Here is an 18,022-nt window from a genome sequence, read left to right as displayed (position 1 = left end):
GAAACAGAAAATAAAATATAATATTTTTTAACTATTCACACTCTTTATCCAATTTGTAAGCGGTTTCTTTAATGGGAGGGGATTCATATTCTTACGTTACTTGGAATTTCAATGGTCGTTGTCTTTACTTATTTAATCATGTCTAAACGGTTATCACCTGTTAATTCTCTTGTAGTCATTCCAATTATCTTTGCATTAATTGGCGGATTTGGTCCAGAGCTCGGAGATATGATGCTCGATGGAATAAAGGTTGTCGCACCTTCAGCCGCTTTGCTATTGTTCGCTATTTTGTTTTTTGGAGTTTTGATTGACGCAGGATTATTTGATCCACTTATTAAAACTATGTTAAAAATCGTAAAAGGGGATCCGGTTAAAATAGCGATAGGAACAGCAGTGATCGCAATGACCGTTGCCTTAGATGGTGATGGTACCACTACTCATATGATTACGATTTCCGCTATGCTGCCGCTTTACTTACGTCTTGGTATGAATCCACTTATACTTGCCACCATTTCAATGCTGGCTGTCAGTATTATGAGTGGTATGACTCCTTGGGGAGGACCTGCAACAAGAGCAATAGCATCTTTAGGTTTGGATGCAAATGAATTCTTTGTCCCGATTATCCCAACACTATTCGCAGGAATAGCAGCTATTCTTTTTACCGCTTATGTACTTGGGAAAAAAGAGCGCAAAAGGCTTGGCGTTGTTTATATCAAAGCTGCACATGAAATGAATGGGGCTCTTGCTGAAGCAGCTGTAGCTTCCGCCATACAAGACGATTTAAAGCGCCCTAAATTAATATGGGTCAATCTTTTGTTGACGCTCACAGTCATGGTCGTACTTGTAATGGGCTTAGTACCTGTACCGGTGTTGTTTCTAATCGGGTTTGTGCTTGCTTCGGTCATTAATTACCCTAATTTAGAACAGCAAAAAGAGCGAATCGGGTCACATGCAGGAAACGCTATAACCGTTGTCACATTAGTATTTGCGGCTGGTATTTTCACAGGGATCTTTTCCGGAACGAAAATGGTAGACGCCATTGCAAATTCATTAGTGGCCATCATTCCGGATTCTTTAGGCTCTTTTTTACCGATGGTCGTTGCGTTCACAAGTATGCCATTTACGTTCGTTTTATCAAATGATGCTTACTACTTTGGTGTTTTACCCATTCTTGCCGAAGCAGGAGAAGCTTATGGTGTGAGTCCTTTAGAAATTGCCAGAGCTTCCGTACTGGGGCAGCCTGTACATTTCTTAAGTCCACTCGTGGCCTCGACTCTTTTACTGGTAGGGATGGTAAAGACAGATATCGGGGAACTACAGCGGTATGCATTTAAATGGGCTCTAATTTGTTCATTAGTCCTTATCATTGTTGCTATCTTGACAGGGGCTATTATTTAAGTATAACGTTATCAATTAAATTCTCGAACTTAAAAAATTAGGGCTGTGCCAAAACCAATTATTATTAGTGGTTTTGACACAGCCCATTCTTTTATTTAATTCTAGAAGTCTCGCCGGTAGCTTGAGTAATGATTTTTACGATTGTTTTCGCAAGGTTCATAACCGTGTATAGACGAGTATCATTTAAAAATTGCATGGTTGGCAGCGGATCTATATAATTGACCATTCCTGTAATATGATAATCTCCCACTTCCGGCAATACTTTTTTTAAAGCTTTCCCTGGGACAAGAGGTCCATCCTTCAAGAAAACATAACCGACCTGGTTTTGATCCCCTAAACAAGCATCCACACTAAAAATAAGAGGCCTTTTGAATTGTTTTTTAATTTCTTTCAACGTCTCTTTTAAATTAAATGCATGAACGGGATTTTCCAAGGTACCGTAAACACGATAAGGCACCGTGTGTTCTTTTAGCATCGTCCCGACTAAAGGGCCCAATGAATCCCCAACCGATCGATCTGAACCAATGCACAGAAAGATTACATCTTCATTTTGACATCCTGAAGATTGAATAATCTCTTTGACTTTTAATGCTAAGCAGTTTATTTCTTCGCCTTTTGGTTCCACAGAACAAATTGCTCCTCTTCTTGTAAATTAGACTCATCTTAATTTCCCTTTGTTCTATTATACGAATTAAAAAGATATCATGCATGTAAATATAAGCATATGCTTGAGAATGAAGGTCTTTTTAAATTATTAGTATGTAACACTCTGAAAAATGGCAGTAATTCAAAACATGTGAGTAAGTGGGAGTAGGTTTACAACTAGAATATTTCTAGATCAATTATATAGCATGTCTTTAACCGATACCCCTTTCAAAAATTTTATTAGATTTGGGTAGAATTAATCGGGTTAACTAGTTTGTCATAGTGTATCTCTTATATTTACAAACGATTAATAAGATTTAATATTCTGCATCGGTCTTTTTATGACAAAATCCTTAGTTTTTCCTCCAATTAGGACTTAAACCATCAATTTCCACCTTTTTCATGTTGTAAATATGGTTATAACCTCCACTTTTTTTCGATAAACCGTGACTTTTGGTTTATTTTTCATGCGAAGGAATAAAATCACATGGGATTAACAGAGCATTTAAAAAGGTCTGTTAATTTTAAGGATAGAGTTTGCTATAAGGAATATAGCATCCCTCAAAAAGATTTTTTGGAGGTAATGTTGATGAATAGCAATAGCGGTTTAAACAGACGTAATTTCTTAAAAGTTGGCGGAATGAGTACTTTAGCATTAACACTTGGTTCAACTGGGGTATTTTCTCTTGCGGGAGCTACAAAAGGATTTGCAGCGGAATCCAGCAACCCAACAAGCGGATTTGGTGGATATGGCCCATTAGTAAAGGATCTAAATGGAGTTCTTGATCTGCCAAGGGGATTTCATTACAAAATGCTTTCACGAACTGGTGATATCATGCCTAATGGTGACCTTGTCCCTTCAGCTCACGATGGAATGGCTGCCTATAAAGGGGAGAAGGGTACAACCATTCTTGTAAGAAACCATGAAAATGGGACAAATTCAGATTACCCTGTAAATGGAAAAAAACCTTGGAGCGCTGGTGCTGCCGGCGGCACAACCACAATAATCGTTGGACAAAATAACAAAGTCATTGATCAGTATGTATCAAGTTCAGGTACAATCCGAAACTGTGCGGGTGGAGCTACGACTTGGGGCACTTGGTTAACAATGGAAGAAACTCGTGATATGGGACATGGCTTTGTATTTGAAGTGAATCCGCTTGATCCTGAAAATGAAATGTCAAGAACACCGATCCGTGATATGGGGTATTTCTCCCATGAAGCTGGGCATGTTGACCCTTCAACAGGAATTTGGTATTTAACGGAAGACGCAAGTCCAAGCTTCTTGTACCGTTTTACACCGCATGACCGAAGTCAAAAGCTGGGTTCTCTGCAAAAGGGCGGTATCCTTGAAGCAGCGGCGATTGATGAATTACCAGCTGCAGCTGCAAGTCAATTTAGTACTAGACAAAAATTCGGGATTGTCTGGAAAAAATTAAATCCTGAAATCGCACAGGAAGATGCTAAGGATAAAGGCTGTATTCAGTTTAGCCGCTTAGAAGGTGCTTATTTTTCTGAAGGTACTTTATGGTTTGATGATACAAGTGCAGGTTCCGCACGCCTTGGCCGCGTTTATCGCTACACGCCTGCGACAAATAGCTTAGAACTATTCTATGAGTCTACGGATAAAAATGATTTGGAAGCCCCGGATAACATTACAATCACTCCTTGGGGAGATCTTTGGATCGCGGAAGACGGTGGCGGTAATGACCGTATTGTCGGATTGACTCCTGAAGGAAAAATATATACGTTCGCTGAAAATATGATGAACGGTTCTGAATTTGCCGGTCCTACATTTTCTCCAGATGGAAATACTTTCTTTGTAAATATGCAAACACCAGGTATCACCTTTGCGATTTGGGGACCATTTGCACGCAGAAACTCTACCCGTAGACGAGCTATGAACCAGGCTCTGCCGCCTGCAAGTCTTGCCCCTGTTGTTTCGGATAAACTTACTGCATTCGCAGAAGAACAAGGCATGTCTATTTTAGAAGCAGCAGCTTTAGAGCGTCATGGTATGCCGATTTTATAAGTAAAGATCGCATTTTTTGAGTACTAACAAACCATCATGGTATAGAAGGTGAGACGTCTTGTTATCCAGTATCGGCATCCCTGGCCTAATCCTGATTCTAGTCATTGCGTTAATCATTCTTGGCCCTTTCAAATTACCGGAAATTGGAAGGGCCTTTGGAAACACTTTAAAAGAATTTAAAAAAGCAACAAATGATTTGATCAGCCATGACAAAGAAGAAAAAACTGACTCTGAAGAAAAAAATAAACTAGTAGCTCTTGAGAAATCCGAAAAGACTGGAAACTGAATAACTTTTTTTACTATTTAATAGAGTCATTGATTGGAGGAAATAGTGTGAATAAAATGGGAAAGATTTTTTTGACGGGCTGCTATTCGCTGGCAATGACTGCCGCTATTGTCGCTATGCCCGTTACGGCCGATGCGGAGGAAAAGCTCAAGGAGGGAGAGAAGTTTGAACTTACCATTCTCCAGACGAATGACTTTCATGGCCATTTGGATGACATCGTTACGCTGGATGATGGAACCGTTCATCACAATTCCATTGCCAAGTATGCAACCATCATCGAAAATGTGCGCAATGAAGAGGAGAATGTGCTTCTCGTCGATGGCGGGGATGTCTTCCTGCGCGGCGAGTTTCAGGCGGGTCAAGGAGAGTTGGAGACATCTCTTTTGAAAGCTTTGGACTATGATGCAATGGCTCTCGGAAATAACGACTTCCGCGTTTACCCTGCCGGGGAGGGCACACCCGACAGCCGTTATGAACAGTTAAAGGATTACCACCGCAACGTGAATTTCCCCATCCTTACTGGTAATGTCATTGACAGGGAAACAGGAAAGTACATACAGAATGTTAAGCCTTGGAAGAGTTTTACCTTCACTGGCGTTAAAGTCGGCATGATCGGCCTTACTTCGATGAAACCGGAAATTCGCGGTTGGGATGATGTAGCAGATCTCGATTTCATCGAACCGGTTGAAGCGTTGAATGCGTTGCTTCCTGAAGTGAGTGAAAAGTCGGACATTAACATTGTCCTTTCGCATGCCGGAAACCCTGAAGACCATAAGCTGGCTCAGATTCCCGGAGTTTCGGCGGTAATCGGCGCAGATACACACAAGGTCATCAAAACTCCCGAATACGAATTCAACGGAGAGGTGATGGTGCCAATTACTCAAGCCGGCGGAGAACAAGAACATTATTTGGGCCGCCTGGATTTGGCTTTTGAAGTCGTTGACGGCAAAATGACGTTGGCCGAATCCGATGGATTCCTCTACGACGTCACAAATGTTCCGGCAAATCCGGAGATACAAGCGATTATAGACGATTATCGTGCAGAGTTGAAGGCGCAATAATCAAATCTTCATAATGCTATGAGGTAAGGACAAAGCGAGGTTATTCGCTTTGTCCTTTCTATATTAATGATAAAGTAAAGACTGCAAGGGCCTGTCCCAGAAAGTCGGTGAAAACTAACTGACTTGCGGCCTTTTTATTTTTGCTCATTTCCCGCTATTTCAACTGACGAGAGTTGAGCTTAGTTGTAGAGTTTGTCTGTTTAGTTTAGCTTTAATACCACTAATTAATGTGCTAAAAAGAATAGTTAGGGAACAAAACATTTTTATGTCATTGAGATTGCGAAGATTTTCACTTAAATTACCATTAAATGCCTTTTTTGTTTACTGAAAATCGTTATAAAGAGTTTTTCATTATATAGCTATAAATTGATTTTAAACAATTCTCGATATCCATAAACAACCAGTTATTTTTTTACCGCTAATGGTCATTATAAATAAAGAAGAAGGGGCTACTGATTACGTATGATTCACATCATATAGTAAATGAGGTGTTAGTTAAAGACGTTTAACTTATCTACAGGTAGCTTCATTAAAAAATCGATTCGAGCAAGGAGATGGTTCTCTTGCACGTAAAAGCAGAAAACTCATTCAATAATTGTCATTTATGCTTTGAAAGTTGATGAAACTTTTAAGATATAGGGGATGGTTGCTTTGGATGGTAAACTCTAGTCAGATACCAGTTCTTACTCTAATGTAGATGAGGTGTTTATCGCAGAGAATTTATGCTGATTCGAAATGAAGCAAACCCCTTTTTCAGGCAGGGTGCAACGTTCCGTTGCATCCTGTTTTTATGTATTTTCTTGTTATCCTAGCGTGAGCCATTTTATTTATATCCCTTATACTCGTATGTGTTTTCATTTTACGGTAACCTGTGATGTTATAAATAAAAGAACTTAATAAAGAAAAGCATACGGGTAACAAGATGATAAAAAAATAATACAATATTATTGAAAAGACATAAATCAAACAAGAAGGATGGGATCCTGATGGTTGATGAAAATATACAAAAAAACAAACGGGAACAATGGAAAAAGCAAGTTATGAATAACCTGAAGCGGGAAGCGGTTAAAAATATCATAGCAGGAATGGGAGACCTAGCAAGATTAGATGCTAAAGTCAATAATACTTACACTGTATACATCAAGGATGGAAGGATGATAAAGCAACCTACAAATGGCAAGTGTGTTGTCATTAATGGAAAAATCCAAGATTAACTGAGAAGGGTGATGGAAAACAATAAGTGATTTTTGGTGATTTAACTCCAGCACTCTTCTATAACCAATTTTTATTAAAGAAATAATGAATAGAAATCACTGCGATTTGCCAGGACTGCCACAATTGTTATATGGCTGATTCCCATTCCATTTGCGAACTCTGCTCCCGATATACTAAGCAAGGTCTCCTTTGCTAGGGCATTTAGAACCACTCTAGCCGTCATTGTTGTTTGGATGATTTATTTCCCGCGTTTTAGCAGTGGCCGAGGAGCAGTATTGGGAATGCTCTTTGCAGTAGTTACAACTGTTTGGTATCTTATCGGTAATCCATTAGGAATAGATAATAGCTATGTCGTTGCGGTTACACCCTTAATTGTTAGGCTGATTGATCATTCATCGGGAAGAATGCTAGTGTTTTGCAAAACGAATCGAGCAGCATAAGCAAATAAGGAAGGTAAGGTCATCAAATTTGTAGCTATTTGGACATAGGGTTTATAACAACATATAATATGATGATATAAAAAGAGGGGGATATTCCCTCTTTTTTTTATGCATCCAAAAATCTGCGATTGAATTGAATGACATTGTGTGAAGCTCAGTATTGGATATGTCTTTATGGAATAAATTCCTTTTTCAACAACTAGTTTGGTCGAATCAAAACCTTTTCTTACTTTTTATCAAATAATCTTTTTATAACACATCTGATCTCAATGATAATTGATTTATTAAAGGACATATATAGGATACTACATTCAACGATTCTTGTAGTTCCCCCAATTATTCCAACAATTTAGGAAACATTCGCATAAACATATCCAAGGCTATAAACCATTTCATATAAAACAAATCAGTCTTCATTTTTACTATCTTTTAAATGACCGGAACGTACGACTTTAGTTTCTAAATACTTTTCATTAAACTCGGAAATATCTCCCCATAACGGAACTCTGCCTGTAACATTGGCACCTGACTTTTGAAGGGCTTCTAATTTTCTCGGATTGTTGGTGATAAGGGTCACTGGATTAGAGCGCAGGTTTTTTAACACTCGAATGGCGTCATCATAGTTACGTGCATCATCCACAAATCCAAGCTCTAAATTCGCTTCCACCGTATCCAATCCTTTTTCTTGCAGAACATAAGCCATGGCTTTACTAAATAATCCGATGCCTCTTCCTTCGTGATTCGCTAAATAAAATAAAGCACCGGATCCTTGAGTCGCAATCATTTTCATAGCATGCTTTAATTGAAAGCCACAATCACAGCGTTTGCTGCCAAATATATCCCCAGTATGACAAATACTATGCATCCGGATAAGGGCATCGGAGGAGCTTTGAAAATCTCCATACAGTAACACACTTGATTGCTGCATTTCCGCTAAGTTGGATGAGGCTAAAGTTTCAATGATCTTTTCTATATTATAAGTGCCGTCACCACAAAAATGACCTGCCATATTCTCACAACGTAACCAGCAATACCATTGGAATATAATTGTTTCGCCCTCTAAGTTAACGGGTAATTTAATGGGTCCGACTAAATAAATGGATGTTTCATCACTTTTAATAACGTTAATTTTATCTTCTAATATCAAAGCCACTTTTTCATTAATCATTTACTTCCTCCTGATGCTTCAAAATATTTAGTTCACTGTTTGGCAAAATATTATTTTGGACCATTTATACTTTATAGTTCTGTTCATATTGTACCCAACTACTCTTTTGTGAATCTTTTTATAAATAGAATAAAAACTTCCAATTTCACCAAAAAAAGACAATGGTAAAAGACCCCCTTTTGGTGGTGGAAAATCCATATCCATATACTGTGAAAATTAACAATAACCCTTACAACAACGTCAATAACGCAGAATTGCAGTTTGTGCCCATTATTTTACATTTAAATTCTCTTCAAGGGCTAGGTAGTGAAATCTTTTCTGGAAATTTGCATATAATCGAAGGGGAAAAGGAGTTATCTGGTCCTTGGTGTCCTTGGGTGATAGTTGAAATTGGAAAACCTTTCCGTTAACATATAATAAGAATCATATAATAGGAGGTTGTGCATTGGCTTTACAAATCAAAGAAGTTACGAAAAAATTCGGGGAATTCACAGCTGTCAACCAACTTGATTTAACTATTCCCGAGAAAGAAATGTTCGGTTTTTTAGGTGGGAACGGAGCGGGGAAAACAACCACGTTCCGGATGATACTCGGCCTGCTTGACCCCACTGAAGGGGAAGTGATCTGGGATGGTAAGAAAATCGATTATTCGACCAGCTCATTGATTGGTTATCTTCCTGAGGAACGCGGACTATATCCAAAATTGAAGGTACGCGATCAAATTGTGTATTTGGCTAGATTAAGAGGGATGAACAAACGGGATGCTTTGAAAGAGTTGGAGTATTGGCTAGACCGCTTTATGGTACCCGAGTATATCGATAAGCGAGTTGAAGAGCTTTCAAAGGGAAATCAGCAAAAAATCCAGCTGATCGCCTCCATGATCCATAAACCTGATTTACTTATCCTTGATGAACCCTTCAGCGGACTGGATCCGGTGAATGTGGAAATACTGAAGAAAGCGGTCATCGACTTAAGGGATAGCGGCACGACGATCGTTTTCTCGAGTCATCGCATGGAGCATGTTGAGGAGATGTGTGAGCATCTTTGCATCATGCATAAAGGTTCCCCTGTTGTGGCTGGAAAATTAAAAGAAATCAAGCGTTCTTTTGGTAAAAAGAATGTGTCAATTAAAGCTGATTTTGACTTATCTTTCTTGGATAATTATTCAGGTGTAACAAAAGTTAAAAACACGATGGAAGGGAAAGTTCTTCAAGTCACTGGTGAAGATGTGGCTGAGAACATGATTCGTGATCTTGTTCCAAGAGGTTTTGTTAGGAAATTTGAATTGGAAGAACCATCGCTGACGGATATTTTCATTGAAAAAGTAGGTGCCGTCTATGAATAAATTTTGGATTGTCCTTTCCCATACATATCTATCAAAATTAAAGACGAAATCCTTTATCATTTCTACAATCATAATGATGGCACTGATTCTCGTCCTTACGAATATTTCGAATCTCATTGATAAATTCGACAGTGATGATCAGGAAAAGGTTGCCGTAATCGATCAGACTGAAGGTAGTTTATTTGATTCTTATAAAAAAACGGTAGCAGGAGTGAACGATGACCTATCGATAATTTCCGCCCATGATGAAAAGGAAGCGGAGGATATGGTCAGCGCAGAAGACATCGTTGGGTATTTGTTAATCGAAAAGAATAAAACCCTCGGCTTCAAGGGAACGTATAAAGCGAATCAAATTTCAGATTCTGCAGTAAGTAATGATTTGCTATTAGCGCTTACCCAATTGAAGGGTCAAATAACTGCGAAGGAATTGAATTTGACAGAGCAGCAAATCGCTCAATTGAATACGCCGCCAGCATTTGATACGATTGCGCTTGAGAAAAATGCAAAAACGGAAGAGGACCTCAATCAAGCACGCGGTCTCGTTTATGTGCTCTTATTCGTCATTTACTTCGGTGTGTTGATGTATGCAACGATGATTGCCATGGAAGTGGCTACTGAAAAAACTTCACGGGTCATGGAAATCCTGATTTCGAGTGTCCCGCCCGTCACACAGATGTTTGCCAAAATAATGGGAGTTGCTTTGCTTAGTCTTACGCAAATGATTTTATTTTTTGGAGTGGGCTATTTCTCGATTAAACAAAACTTGACAGGAATGGATGAAGGATTCTTCTCGTTTTTTGGTTTCGGCAGCACCGATATCTCAACGATCATTTATGCAATCATCTTCGCTTTGCTTGGGTATTTTCTTTACGCGACTCTTGCGGCATGCCTTGGGTCCGTTGTCAGCAAAATTGAAGATGTCCAGCAAATGATTTCACCGATGACCATGTTAGTTGTCATTGCCTTCATGATTGCGATGTTTGGACTGGGGAATCCGTCAGCGAGTTATATTACGATTACATCATTCATTCCATTTTTCACGCCTATGATCATGTTCTTGCGTGTAGGGATGCTTGAAGTTCCATTCTGGGAAATCGCCATCAGCATTGCTGTGTTAATCTTAACCATTGTTATACTAGGAATAATCGGAGCAAAAATCTATCGGGGTGGAGTCTTGATGTATGGAAGCTCAAAATCATTGAAAAGCATCAAGAATGCCTTGCAATTATCAAAGAAAAATTAACATGAAACCTGAATCCTTCATTCCTGTTGGAGGTATTCAGGTTTTTTATGATAATAACATTATTATTAACCGGTGTAAGCATATGTAACTTATAATCAGTAAAACAAAGTTAATAAATAAAAAATGTTATGAGATTTATGAAAAAGTAACGAAAAGTAACATAGATATAAGGGAACATAAAATATATTCCATTTATGCAACCACGAATAGGAGTGAAATATTATGAGTAATCTCGTAACGTTGACGATAGCTTCAGAAGCGTTTCTCTTGCTATCCTTTATCATTATTATTTTATCAACCAGGAATCCGAAAAAGAATGTTCTCTTTGTCATTCTATTCATCATTGGAGGTGCTCCGCTTCTATATTTAGCCATTGACCATGTTAACAGCGATTATATGGATGCTAACATCGGACTGGGTCTTGCCTTTATGTTTACCTGGATTTATAGCGTTGTAGCCTTTATCATTGCCATCATTCTTTTAGTGAAAAAGAAAAAGAATAATAATATTTCAAAAGAACAGTAAGTATCACATTTTGGAATCTTTAAAGTAAATTAAATGAAAATAAAAACGCTGAGGATGCATGGTCAGCCATTTTTTCGACAAAATGAGATTCGTAATGCTCTCACCCCGAACCAGGATTTTTGATTTCCTCTACAGGAACTCGCTTTCCGCGGGCGGTCTGGGAGTCTCGTACCTTCCGTTCCAAACGACTGGAATGTTTTTTTTTAGAAAAAAACTGTAGGCAAACTGGCTTTTCTTCGAATTTGTCTACAGTCTGGCTGAGGATACATGAGTATCCTCAGTGTTTTTTTGTTCTTGGGGTTTAATAAAACATACTGACTACTCGTATTCTAAGGCAAAGGGGTTCTTGGCTATCTGGTTTTGGATAGTCCAACCTACAAAATATGGGTTTCTTAGCTTAAGAATAGAAAAAGTTAAAAAACAAATAGTAATAAATAATGAACATAAATCTTTTTCTTTTCATAGGGTAGGAGGGTATGGTATATTAATTTCGAGGAGGGATGGGCAATGGATGAAATGATGAATGGGCAAGATGCGATAAATGAAGAAAAATGCTGTACGACTTCTTCCCACGGCCGAAAGAGTCATCACTCAGAAGCAGTTAAAAAGAATTTAACGACCCGGTTAAATCGAATTGAAGGTCAAATTCGCGGTATAAAGGGTCTTATTGAAAAAGATACGTACTGTGATGATGTGATTACCCAAATAGCAGCTACACAAAGCGCGATGAATAGTGTGGCCAAGATTTTATTGGAAGGGCATCTAAGGAATTGTGTGGTTGAACGCCTCAATGAAGGGGATACAGAGGTTATTGATGAAGTGCTGGTAACGATACAAAAATTAATGAAAAAATAAAGGAGTAGTGGTTGAAATGGAAAATGTATCATTGAACGTAAGTGGAATGTCTTGTGGTCATTGTGTGAATGCAGTTGAAGGGAATGTAGGAAAACTTGCAGGTGTTGAAAGTGTAAAAGTGCATTTGGATGCAGGAAAAGTAGATGTAGCATTTGACAAGGAAAAAGTATCACTTGAGAAAATAAAAGAAACAATCGATGATCAAGGCTACGATGTAGAGTAAGTCATGAGAGTGCTGATAAGCACTTCCTTTTCACAAAAAAAATATACCCCATAGCGGTATATGGAGGCGAGGATGATATGAGCAGCCAAATAAAAGAATCAACTATGCAGATTACAGGCATGACTTGCGCTGCCTGTGCTAACCGAATTGAAAAAGGGTTAAACAGAATGGAAGGCGTTGAGGAAGCCACCGTTAATTTGGCTCTTGAGAAATCCGTCATCAAATATGATTCGGAAAAATTAAGCAACAAGGACTTTGAAAAGAAAATTCAAGATCTTGGTTATGATGTAGTAAAAGAGAAAAAGGAATTTTCGATTACGGGTATGACCTGTGCCGCATGTGCTAACCGAATCGAGAAAGGGTTAAATAAGTTGGATGGAGTAAGCAGGGCCAATGTGAATCTTGCGCTCGAAAATGTGACCGTCGAATATGATCCTTCCGAAGCCTCGCCAGTTGATATCATTCAACGGGTGGAGAAGATGGGGTATGGGGCGATCATCAAGGAAGATAATACGGAATCCGTGGATTTCCGTCAGAAGGAAATTCAAAAACAAAAGAATACATTCATCTTTTCGGTCATATTATCTTTTCCATTGTTATGGGCAATGGTAAGCCATTTTAGTTTTACTTCGTTCATCTATATGCCTGATTTCCTCATGAATCCTTGGGTGCAAATGGCATTCGCCACCCCCGTGCAATTTCTGATTGGGAAGCAGTTTTATGTTGGGGCTTATAAAGCCTTGAAAAATAAAAGTGCAAATATGGATGTATTAGTAGCAATGGGAACATCCGCTGCCTATTTTTATAGTGTTTATCAGGCGATCATCTCGATGGGATCCCACCACAATACGGCACAACTTTATTTCGAAACTAGTTCGATTCTTATCACCCTCATTCTTTTAGGGAAGCTTTTTGAAGCAAAAGCAAAAGGACGTTCTTCCGAGGCCATCAAAAAATTGATGGTGCTTCAGGCCAAAACGGCATTGGTTTTAAGGAATGGGGAAGAACGGGAAATACCACTTGAGGAAGTCATCGTGGGAGATACGATTTTGGTGAAGCCGGGTGAAAAGATCCCTGTCGATGGAGAAGTAGTCGAAGGGAATTCTGCCGTCGATGAATCTATGTTAACGGGTGAGAGCATTCCGGTGGATAAAACAAACGGGGATACTGTGATCGGTTCAACATTGAATAAGAATGGTTTTCTCAAAATGAAAGCGACAAAGATAGGGAGGGATACAGCTCTTTCTCAAATCATCAAAGTGGTCGAAGATGCTCAAGGATCCAAAGCTCCGATTCAGCGTCTTGCTGACCAAATTTCCGGTGTCTTCGTTCCCATTGTTGTCGGGATCGCTCTTTTAACTTTTCTGGTTTGGATGATATGGGTAAACCCTGGAGAGTTCACACCGGCTTTTGAAGCGATGATTGCAGTGCTTGTCATAGCCTGTCCGTGTGCTTTAGGTCTAGCCACTCCTACATCCATCATGGCAGGATCTGGTCGGGCCGCCGAATTCGGTATTTTATTTAAAGGCGGGGAACACTTGGAAACCACTCACCATATAAATACGGTCATTTTGGATAAAACGGGAACAGTAACGAATGGTACCCCTGTGTTGACCGATGTCCTCATCGAGAATGGTATGGAGGAAGAACAGTTTTTATCTCTAATCGGTGCAGCTGAAACACAATCTGAACACCCTCTTGCGCAATCAATCGTTCAAGGAATTCAAACAAGACAGATATCACTTGCTGTGGTTGATGAATTTGAAGCGATTCCTGGTTATGGGGTGAGAGCTGTAGTGAATCAAAAAGTATTATTAGTCGGAACGCGTAAATTGATGAAGCAAAATAACGTGGATATTACTAAGGCGCTAACAGCGATGGAAGAATTTGAAGTGCAAGGGAAGACCGCAATGCTCGCTAGCATTGAAGGGGAATATGCAGGACTCATTGCCGTTGCGGATACGATAAAAGATACCTCGCTTACGGCGATTAAAAGGTTAAAAGCAATGGATATCCAGGTTATCATGATAACCGGGGATAACCAAAGAACAGCAAATGCCATCGGCGAACAAGTCGCCATTGACCATGTGATTGCAGAAGTCCTTCCTGAAGGGAAAGCGGAAGAAGTGAAAAAACTGCAGGCCGCCGGAAAAAGAGTGGCAATGGTCGGAGATGGAATAAATGATGCTCCCGCGCTGGCACTAGCCGATATAGGAATGGCGATAGGAACCGGGACGGACGTAGCCATGGAAGCCGCCGATATCACTTTGATCCGGGGGGATTTGAACAGTATTGCAGATGCAATCCTCATGAGCAGGAAAACGATGAAAAATATCAAACAAAACTTATTCTGGGCTTTTGCCTATAATGTAATCGGAATACCAATTGCGGCAATCGGGCTGCTTGCACCGTGGTTAGCGGGTGCTGCCATGGCCTTCAGCTCTGTATCTGTCGTATTAAATGCACTTCGCCTTCAACGGGTAAAGCTCTAAAGATCATGTAACTTATAATGAAGGTTTTGATACTGTCTGAATATAACCATGCACGAACGTTTGGATTTTCCCTCCAAAAAAATGAAAGCCGATGATTCCTTGACAAGAGGATCATCGGCTTTCAACTGGAATGAGCGGTGCTTTAGTATGTTATAGCGACCTCTAATTGATGCTTCTTCGAACTTGCCATGCCGAGCTTATTTTAAGCAGTAAAAAACATAATCTGTTGGTGCGCCACGTTCGCCTTGTTGATGGAGCATCGCTGACACATTACCGCGATGATAGGTCCCATGATTTACTACATGATGGATTAGGTCGGCAAGTACAAACTCACAAACTCCCATTTTGGGATGTTCAGTTACAATGGTCCGTTCAAGATCAGGCTGTGAGGTAAGAAAATTTTCATAATCATTTGCAAGCTTCTCATAGCAGGATTCAAGTTCGTCTATTGTGACTCCGTCCACTTCTTTCCGCCGCTGTTCAACTTTCTTAAAGGTATCTTGAATGGTGCTTCCTTTCATTATCTCCAACCAGGTAATATCTGTTGCGTAAAGGTGAACAAGGACTTCCTTGATGGATGGAAAGACACTTTTTATCGTATCCCCATAGACTCCGTCCGGTAATTGTTTTAAGTTTTGGAAAACTTGCTGATTAGCCCAAACGTGATAATCATACATTTTCTTGGCACGGTTCTTTTCCATTTTTTCACTCCTTCAATTGTTACATATCCTTTTCGACATCATTTAAAGAATACCTTTATCCAAAGCTGATTCCTATTCCAAATACTTTTCTTTGTTTAGGATTTTATGTTCAGTTACTAATCCAGTAACCTTCGATTTATAAAGACGTACACAATTGTTAAAAGTACTAATAAGTCCTGGATAAGAGTTGTTACAAAGACTTACACACGTGGCGATTAACGGAAACAAACGAATAGAACCTTTGTTATTAATACTTCTTTTTTACTGGCTTGCCTTCATTAATGAATCCAGTCTTTAGTTTATTAAGACAAGCAATAACATTAAGTTTAGTAGAGCCTAAATAAAAGAAGAAGTGGGGTAGACACGGAAAAAGATAAAATAATTAAATTCTGTTAGTTTACATAAATGGCCTTAACCCATTTTGAGGCATTAGTTCAACAATATAAACATTATTTTGATTCGATAAAGTTTTTTGGAAAGTATCTGATAATTTGTCCATGCAAATGCCTCGTTTTATACATACCATGATAATAGATTCTATCCTCTTACTGTTATTACGTTTGAGTCCCATCAAAGATGCGTTTACCACTGTTAAGGGGGTCTATCCCCTTTTAATAATATTGCAGTAGAGCTAGAGTAAATGATTAAGAGTTTCTCATGTAGGGAATCCACAGACATGAAGTAATAATAAAGGTGATAAAAAATAAAAAAGGAAAAATGGATAGATATGCGACCAATTGTCAATCAGGGATGGAAAGCATATACAGAGATTAGAAGTGCGGTTAATAGAACATGACATTACAGAAATTATGTTACAGATTAAAAAAACACAACCTATTAAACTCATGAGATTCTTGATACTGTTAGCGAATTTATTTGTTAGGAACATAGAACCGTCATTCATTCCAATCATGGATGGCAAGCGGTTTTATTCTTCAACTGACGGGGGTGATTTTTGGTATACAAGAGTGTGAAAATTCGCTTTATTTTAAAATGTTGTTAATAATAATAATAACTCTTATCGAGAGGTGGAAAAAAATGAAAGCAGATGCCGTTTTTGAAGGTGGGGGGGTCAGGGGAATTGCGTTTATTGGAGCGATTCAAGCAATGGAAGAGGAAAACGTCGAATGGGAAAGACTTGCTGGGACATCAGCAGGAGCAGTAATAGCTGCTCTTTTGGCTAGTGGCTATAAAAGCCATGAAATTAGAGAACGGTTTATTGAAATCAATTACTCAAAGATTCGAGGCAGGACAATTCTGAATCGAATTCCCATTTTGGGCTTCTTTTTGGAACTTATGGTTCATCTTGGGATTTACAAAAACGATTATTTGGAGACATGGGTGGATTCTCTTCTTTCAGCAAAAGGGATTAAGACATTCGCGGATCTTCCAGATGGTAAGTTGAAGATAATTGCTTCTGATGTTTCGAATGGCCAGATGCTTATTTTACCAGATGATTTGGACCGCTATGGGATGTCTCCTGCTGATTTAAAAGTTTCAACTGCAGTAATGATGAGTGCCTCCTTACCATTTTTCTTCCGACCGGTTATTTGGAAATCAAAAGACCGGAAAAAATCCTACATTTTAGATGGTGGTTTACTTAGTAACTTCCCAATATGGCTATTTGATACAGAAAATCCTCGTTTTCCAACATTCGGATTCCATTTTGTGAAAGATGAAGTTAACATAGATGCGGTTATACCAACGCCAATCCACCTTTTCAAAAATATATTCAAAACGATGCTTCAAGCCCATGATTTACGACATATGAATGAAGAAACGATTGAACGCACGATTCAAATTCCTACTGGCGGCATCAACGCAACGGATTTTGAACTGAATGAGGATGAAATCTACTTTCTCTATAGATCAGGCTATACTTCTGCAAAAGAATTTTTGTCGAATTGGGATTTTGAACAATATAAGGTTAAACGCATGCAAAGAGTAAAAAATAAGTAGAAGAAATATTACGCTATCGTTTAAAAGGGTGAAGGAGGGGGACAAGGAGCTGCTATAACGGCTCTTTTTCTTATTGATCGAACGAATAAATCGTTTAATATGAGGAATAATTGTCTTGGGCTTTTAAAAGCAATAAGCGGAATTGCGAAATCATAAAATATTAATATAATATATTAATTCAGTTTGTAGACAAAATTCCGAACCCATTTTGAAATTCCCTTTTAAATTTTGACCAAAGGTTAAGAGATTTGGGCTCTTCGAGCCACTATGTTAGGCCATTTTTGGACCTCGCCATGTCCAATTGGCTATCTTCTTTAAATTAATGGCAGCGAAAGTAAGCATCGCCTGCATCGACAATTTTTTAAGTCCCCTTAAAGTAGTCCAACGCATACCATGCTTTTCTTTTGCATCTGCGAATACACGCTCAATCGTTT

At 38.9% G+C, this 18,022-nt stretch carries 17 protein-coding genes; 13 read left to right on the top strand and 4 right to left on the bottom strand.

All coding sequences use genetic code 11. The features are described from left to right. Positions 1 to 87: 87 nt before the first annotated feature. Complete coding sequence (locus tag Q8G36_RS21245) at positions 88 to 1,398, top strand: CitMHS family transporter (protein WP_305161777.1); 1,311 nt, start codon at positions 88 to 90, stop codon at positions 1,396 to 1,398. A 91-nt stretch (positions 1,399 to 1,489) separates the two neighbouring features. Here the strand turns inward: Q8G36_RS21245 and yyaC are convergent, their stop codons facing one another. Further along, positions 1,490 to 2,023 (bottom strand): spore protease YyaC, encoded by a 534-nt coding sequence (gene yyaC / locus Q8G36_RS21240; RefSeq protein WP_305161729.1) that lies wholly within the window; start codon positions 2,021 to 2,023, stop codon positions 1,490 to 1,492. 609 nt (positions 2,024 to 2,632) lie between these two features. Here yyaC and Q8G36_RS21235 point away from each other — a divergent pair. From Q8G36_RS21235 to Q8G36_RS21215, 5 genes are all read left to right on the top strand, one after another. Further along, positions 2,633 to 4,075: an alkaline phosphatase PhoX gene (locus tag Q8G36_RS21235; RefSeq protein WP_305161728.1), complete on the top strand. Its 1,443-nt coding sequence runs from the start codon at positions 2,633 to 2,635 to the stop codon at positions 4,073 to 4,075. 58 nt (positions 4,076 to 4,133) lie between these two features. Beyond that, positions 4,134 to 4,361: a twin-arginine translocase TatA/TatE family subunit gene (gene tatA / locus Q8G36_RS21230; RefSeq protein WP_305161727.1), complete on the top strand. Its 228-nt coding sequence runs from the start codon at positions 4,134 to 4,136 to the stop codon at positions 4,359 to 4,361. A gap of 56 nt (positions 4,362 to 4,417) precedes the next feature. Next, positions 4,418 to 5,422 carry a bifunctional metallophosphatase/5'-nucleotidase gene (locus Q8G36_RS21225; RefSeq protein WP_305161776.1) on the top strand — a complete coding sequence of 335 codons (1,005 nt, stop codon included), beginning with the start codon at positions 4,418 to 4,420 and terminating at the stop codon, positions 5,420 to 5,422. A gap of 986 nt (positions 5,423 to 6,408) precedes the next feature. After that, complete coding sequence (locus tag Q8G36_RS21220; RefSeq protein WP_101221766.1) at positions 6,409 to 6,636, top strand: hypothetical protein; 228 nt, start codon at positions 6,409 to 6,411, stop codon at positions 6,634 to 6,636. A 282-nt stretch (positions 6,637 to 6,918) separates the two neighbouring features. After that, positions 6,919 to 7,077 (top strand): hypothetical protein, encoded by a 159-nt coding sequence (locus Q8G36_RS21215; protein WP_305275206.1) that lies wholly within the window; start codon positions 6,919 to 6,921, stop codon positions 7,075 to 7,077. Positions 7,078 to 7,483: 406 nt separating this feature from the next. Here Q8G36_RS21215 and Q8G36_RS21210 read toward each other — a convergent pair whose 3' ends face one another. After that, positions 7,484 to 8,245, bottom strand: coding sequence for a GTP cyclohydrolase II (locus tag Q8G36_RS21210; protein WP_305161726.1), 762 nt, complete (start codon positions 8,243 to 8,245; stop codon positions 7,484 to 7,486). Between the two features lie 445 nt (positions 8,246 to 8,690). Between Q8G36_RS21210 and Q8G36_RS21205 the strand changes: the two genes are divergently transcribed. From Q8G36_RS21205 to Q8G36_RS21180, 6 genes are all read left to right on the top strand, one after another. Continuing rightward, positions 8,691 to 9,590, top strand: coding sequence for an ABC transporter ATP-binding protein (locus Q8G36_RS21205; protein WP_305161725.1), 900 nt, complete (start codon positions 8,691 to 8,693; stop codon positions 9,588 to 9,590). Continuing rightward, positions 9,583 to 10,833 (top strand): ABC transporter permease, encoded by a 1,251-nt coding sequence (locus Q8G36_RS21200; RefSeq protein WP_305161724.1) that lies wholly within the window; start codon positions 9,583 to 9,585, stop codon positions 10,831 to 10,833. The genes Q8G36_RS21205 and Q8G36_RS21200 overlap by 8 nt, the downstream gene beginning before the upstream one ends. A 222-nt stretch (positions 10,834 to 11,055) precedes the next feature. Beyond that, positions 11,056 to 11,358, top strand: a complete 303-nt coding sequence (locus Q8G36_RS21195; RefSeq protein WP_305161723.1) for a hypothetical protein — start codon at positions 11,056 to 11,058, stop codon at positions 11,356 to 11,358. Positions 11,359 to 11,874: 516 nt separating this feature from the next. Then, positions 11,875 to 12,213 (top strand): metal-sensitive transcriptional regulator, encoded by a 339-nt coding sequence (locus Q8G36_RS21190; RefSeq protein ID WP_305161775.1) that lies wholly within the window; start codon positions 11,875 to 11,877, stop codon positions 12,211 to 12,213. A gap of 16 nt (positions 12,214 to 12,229) precedes the next feature. Further along, positions 12,230 to 12,436, top strand: a complete 207-nt coding sequence (gene copZ / locus Q8G36_RS21185) for a copper chaperone CopZ (protein ID WP_305161722.1) — start codon at positions 12,230 to 12,232, stop codon at positions 12,434 to 12,436. 77 nt (positions 12,437 to 12,513) lie between these two features. After that, the gene (locus tag Q8G36_RS21180; protein WP_305161721.1) at positions 12,514 to 14,928 is read left to right on the top strand and encodes a heavy metal translocating P-type ATPase; all 2,415 of its coding nucleotides are present in this window, start codon (positions 12,514 to 12,516) and stop codon (positions 14,926 to 14,928) included. 197 nt (positions 14,929 to 15,125) lie between these two features. On the opposite strand, the gene Q8G36_RS21175 is transcribed toward Q8G36_RS21180, so the two are convergent. Then, the gene (locus tag Q8G36_RS21175; protein WP_305161720.1) at positions 15,126 to 15,629 is read right to left on the bottom strand and encodes a DinB family protein; all 504 of its coding nucleotides are present in this window, start codon (positions 15,627 to 15,629) and stop codon (positions 15,126 to 15,128) included. 1,038 nt (positions 15,630 to 16,667) lie between these two features. Between Q8G36_RS21175 and Q8G36_RS21170 the strand changes: the two genes are divergently transcribed. Further along, positions 16,668 to 17,588 carry a patatin-like phospholipase family protein gene (locus tag Q8G36_RS21170; protein ID WP_305161719.1) on the top strand — a complete coding sequence of 307 codons (921 nt, stop codon included), beginning with the start codon at positions 16,668 to 16,670 and terminating at the stop codon, positions 17,586 to 17,588. A gap of 270 nt (positions 17,589 to 17,858) precedes the next feature. Here Q8G36_RS21170 and Q8G36_RS21165 read toward each other — a convergent pair. After that, on the bottom strand, positions 17,859 to 18,022 hold a 164-nt coding region (locus Q8G36_RS21165), incomplete at its 5' end, for a transposase (RefSeq protein ID WP_305161774.1).

Origin of the sequence: Peribacillus frigoritolerans (assembly GCF_030676415.1) — a bacterium.
Taxonomy (GTDB): Bacteria; Bacillota; Bacilli; order Bacillales; family DSM-1321; genus Peribacillus; species Peribacillus frigoritolerans_A.
Note: the sequence above shows the minus strand (reverse complement) of the source record. Positions and strands in the feature narration are given on the sequence as shown.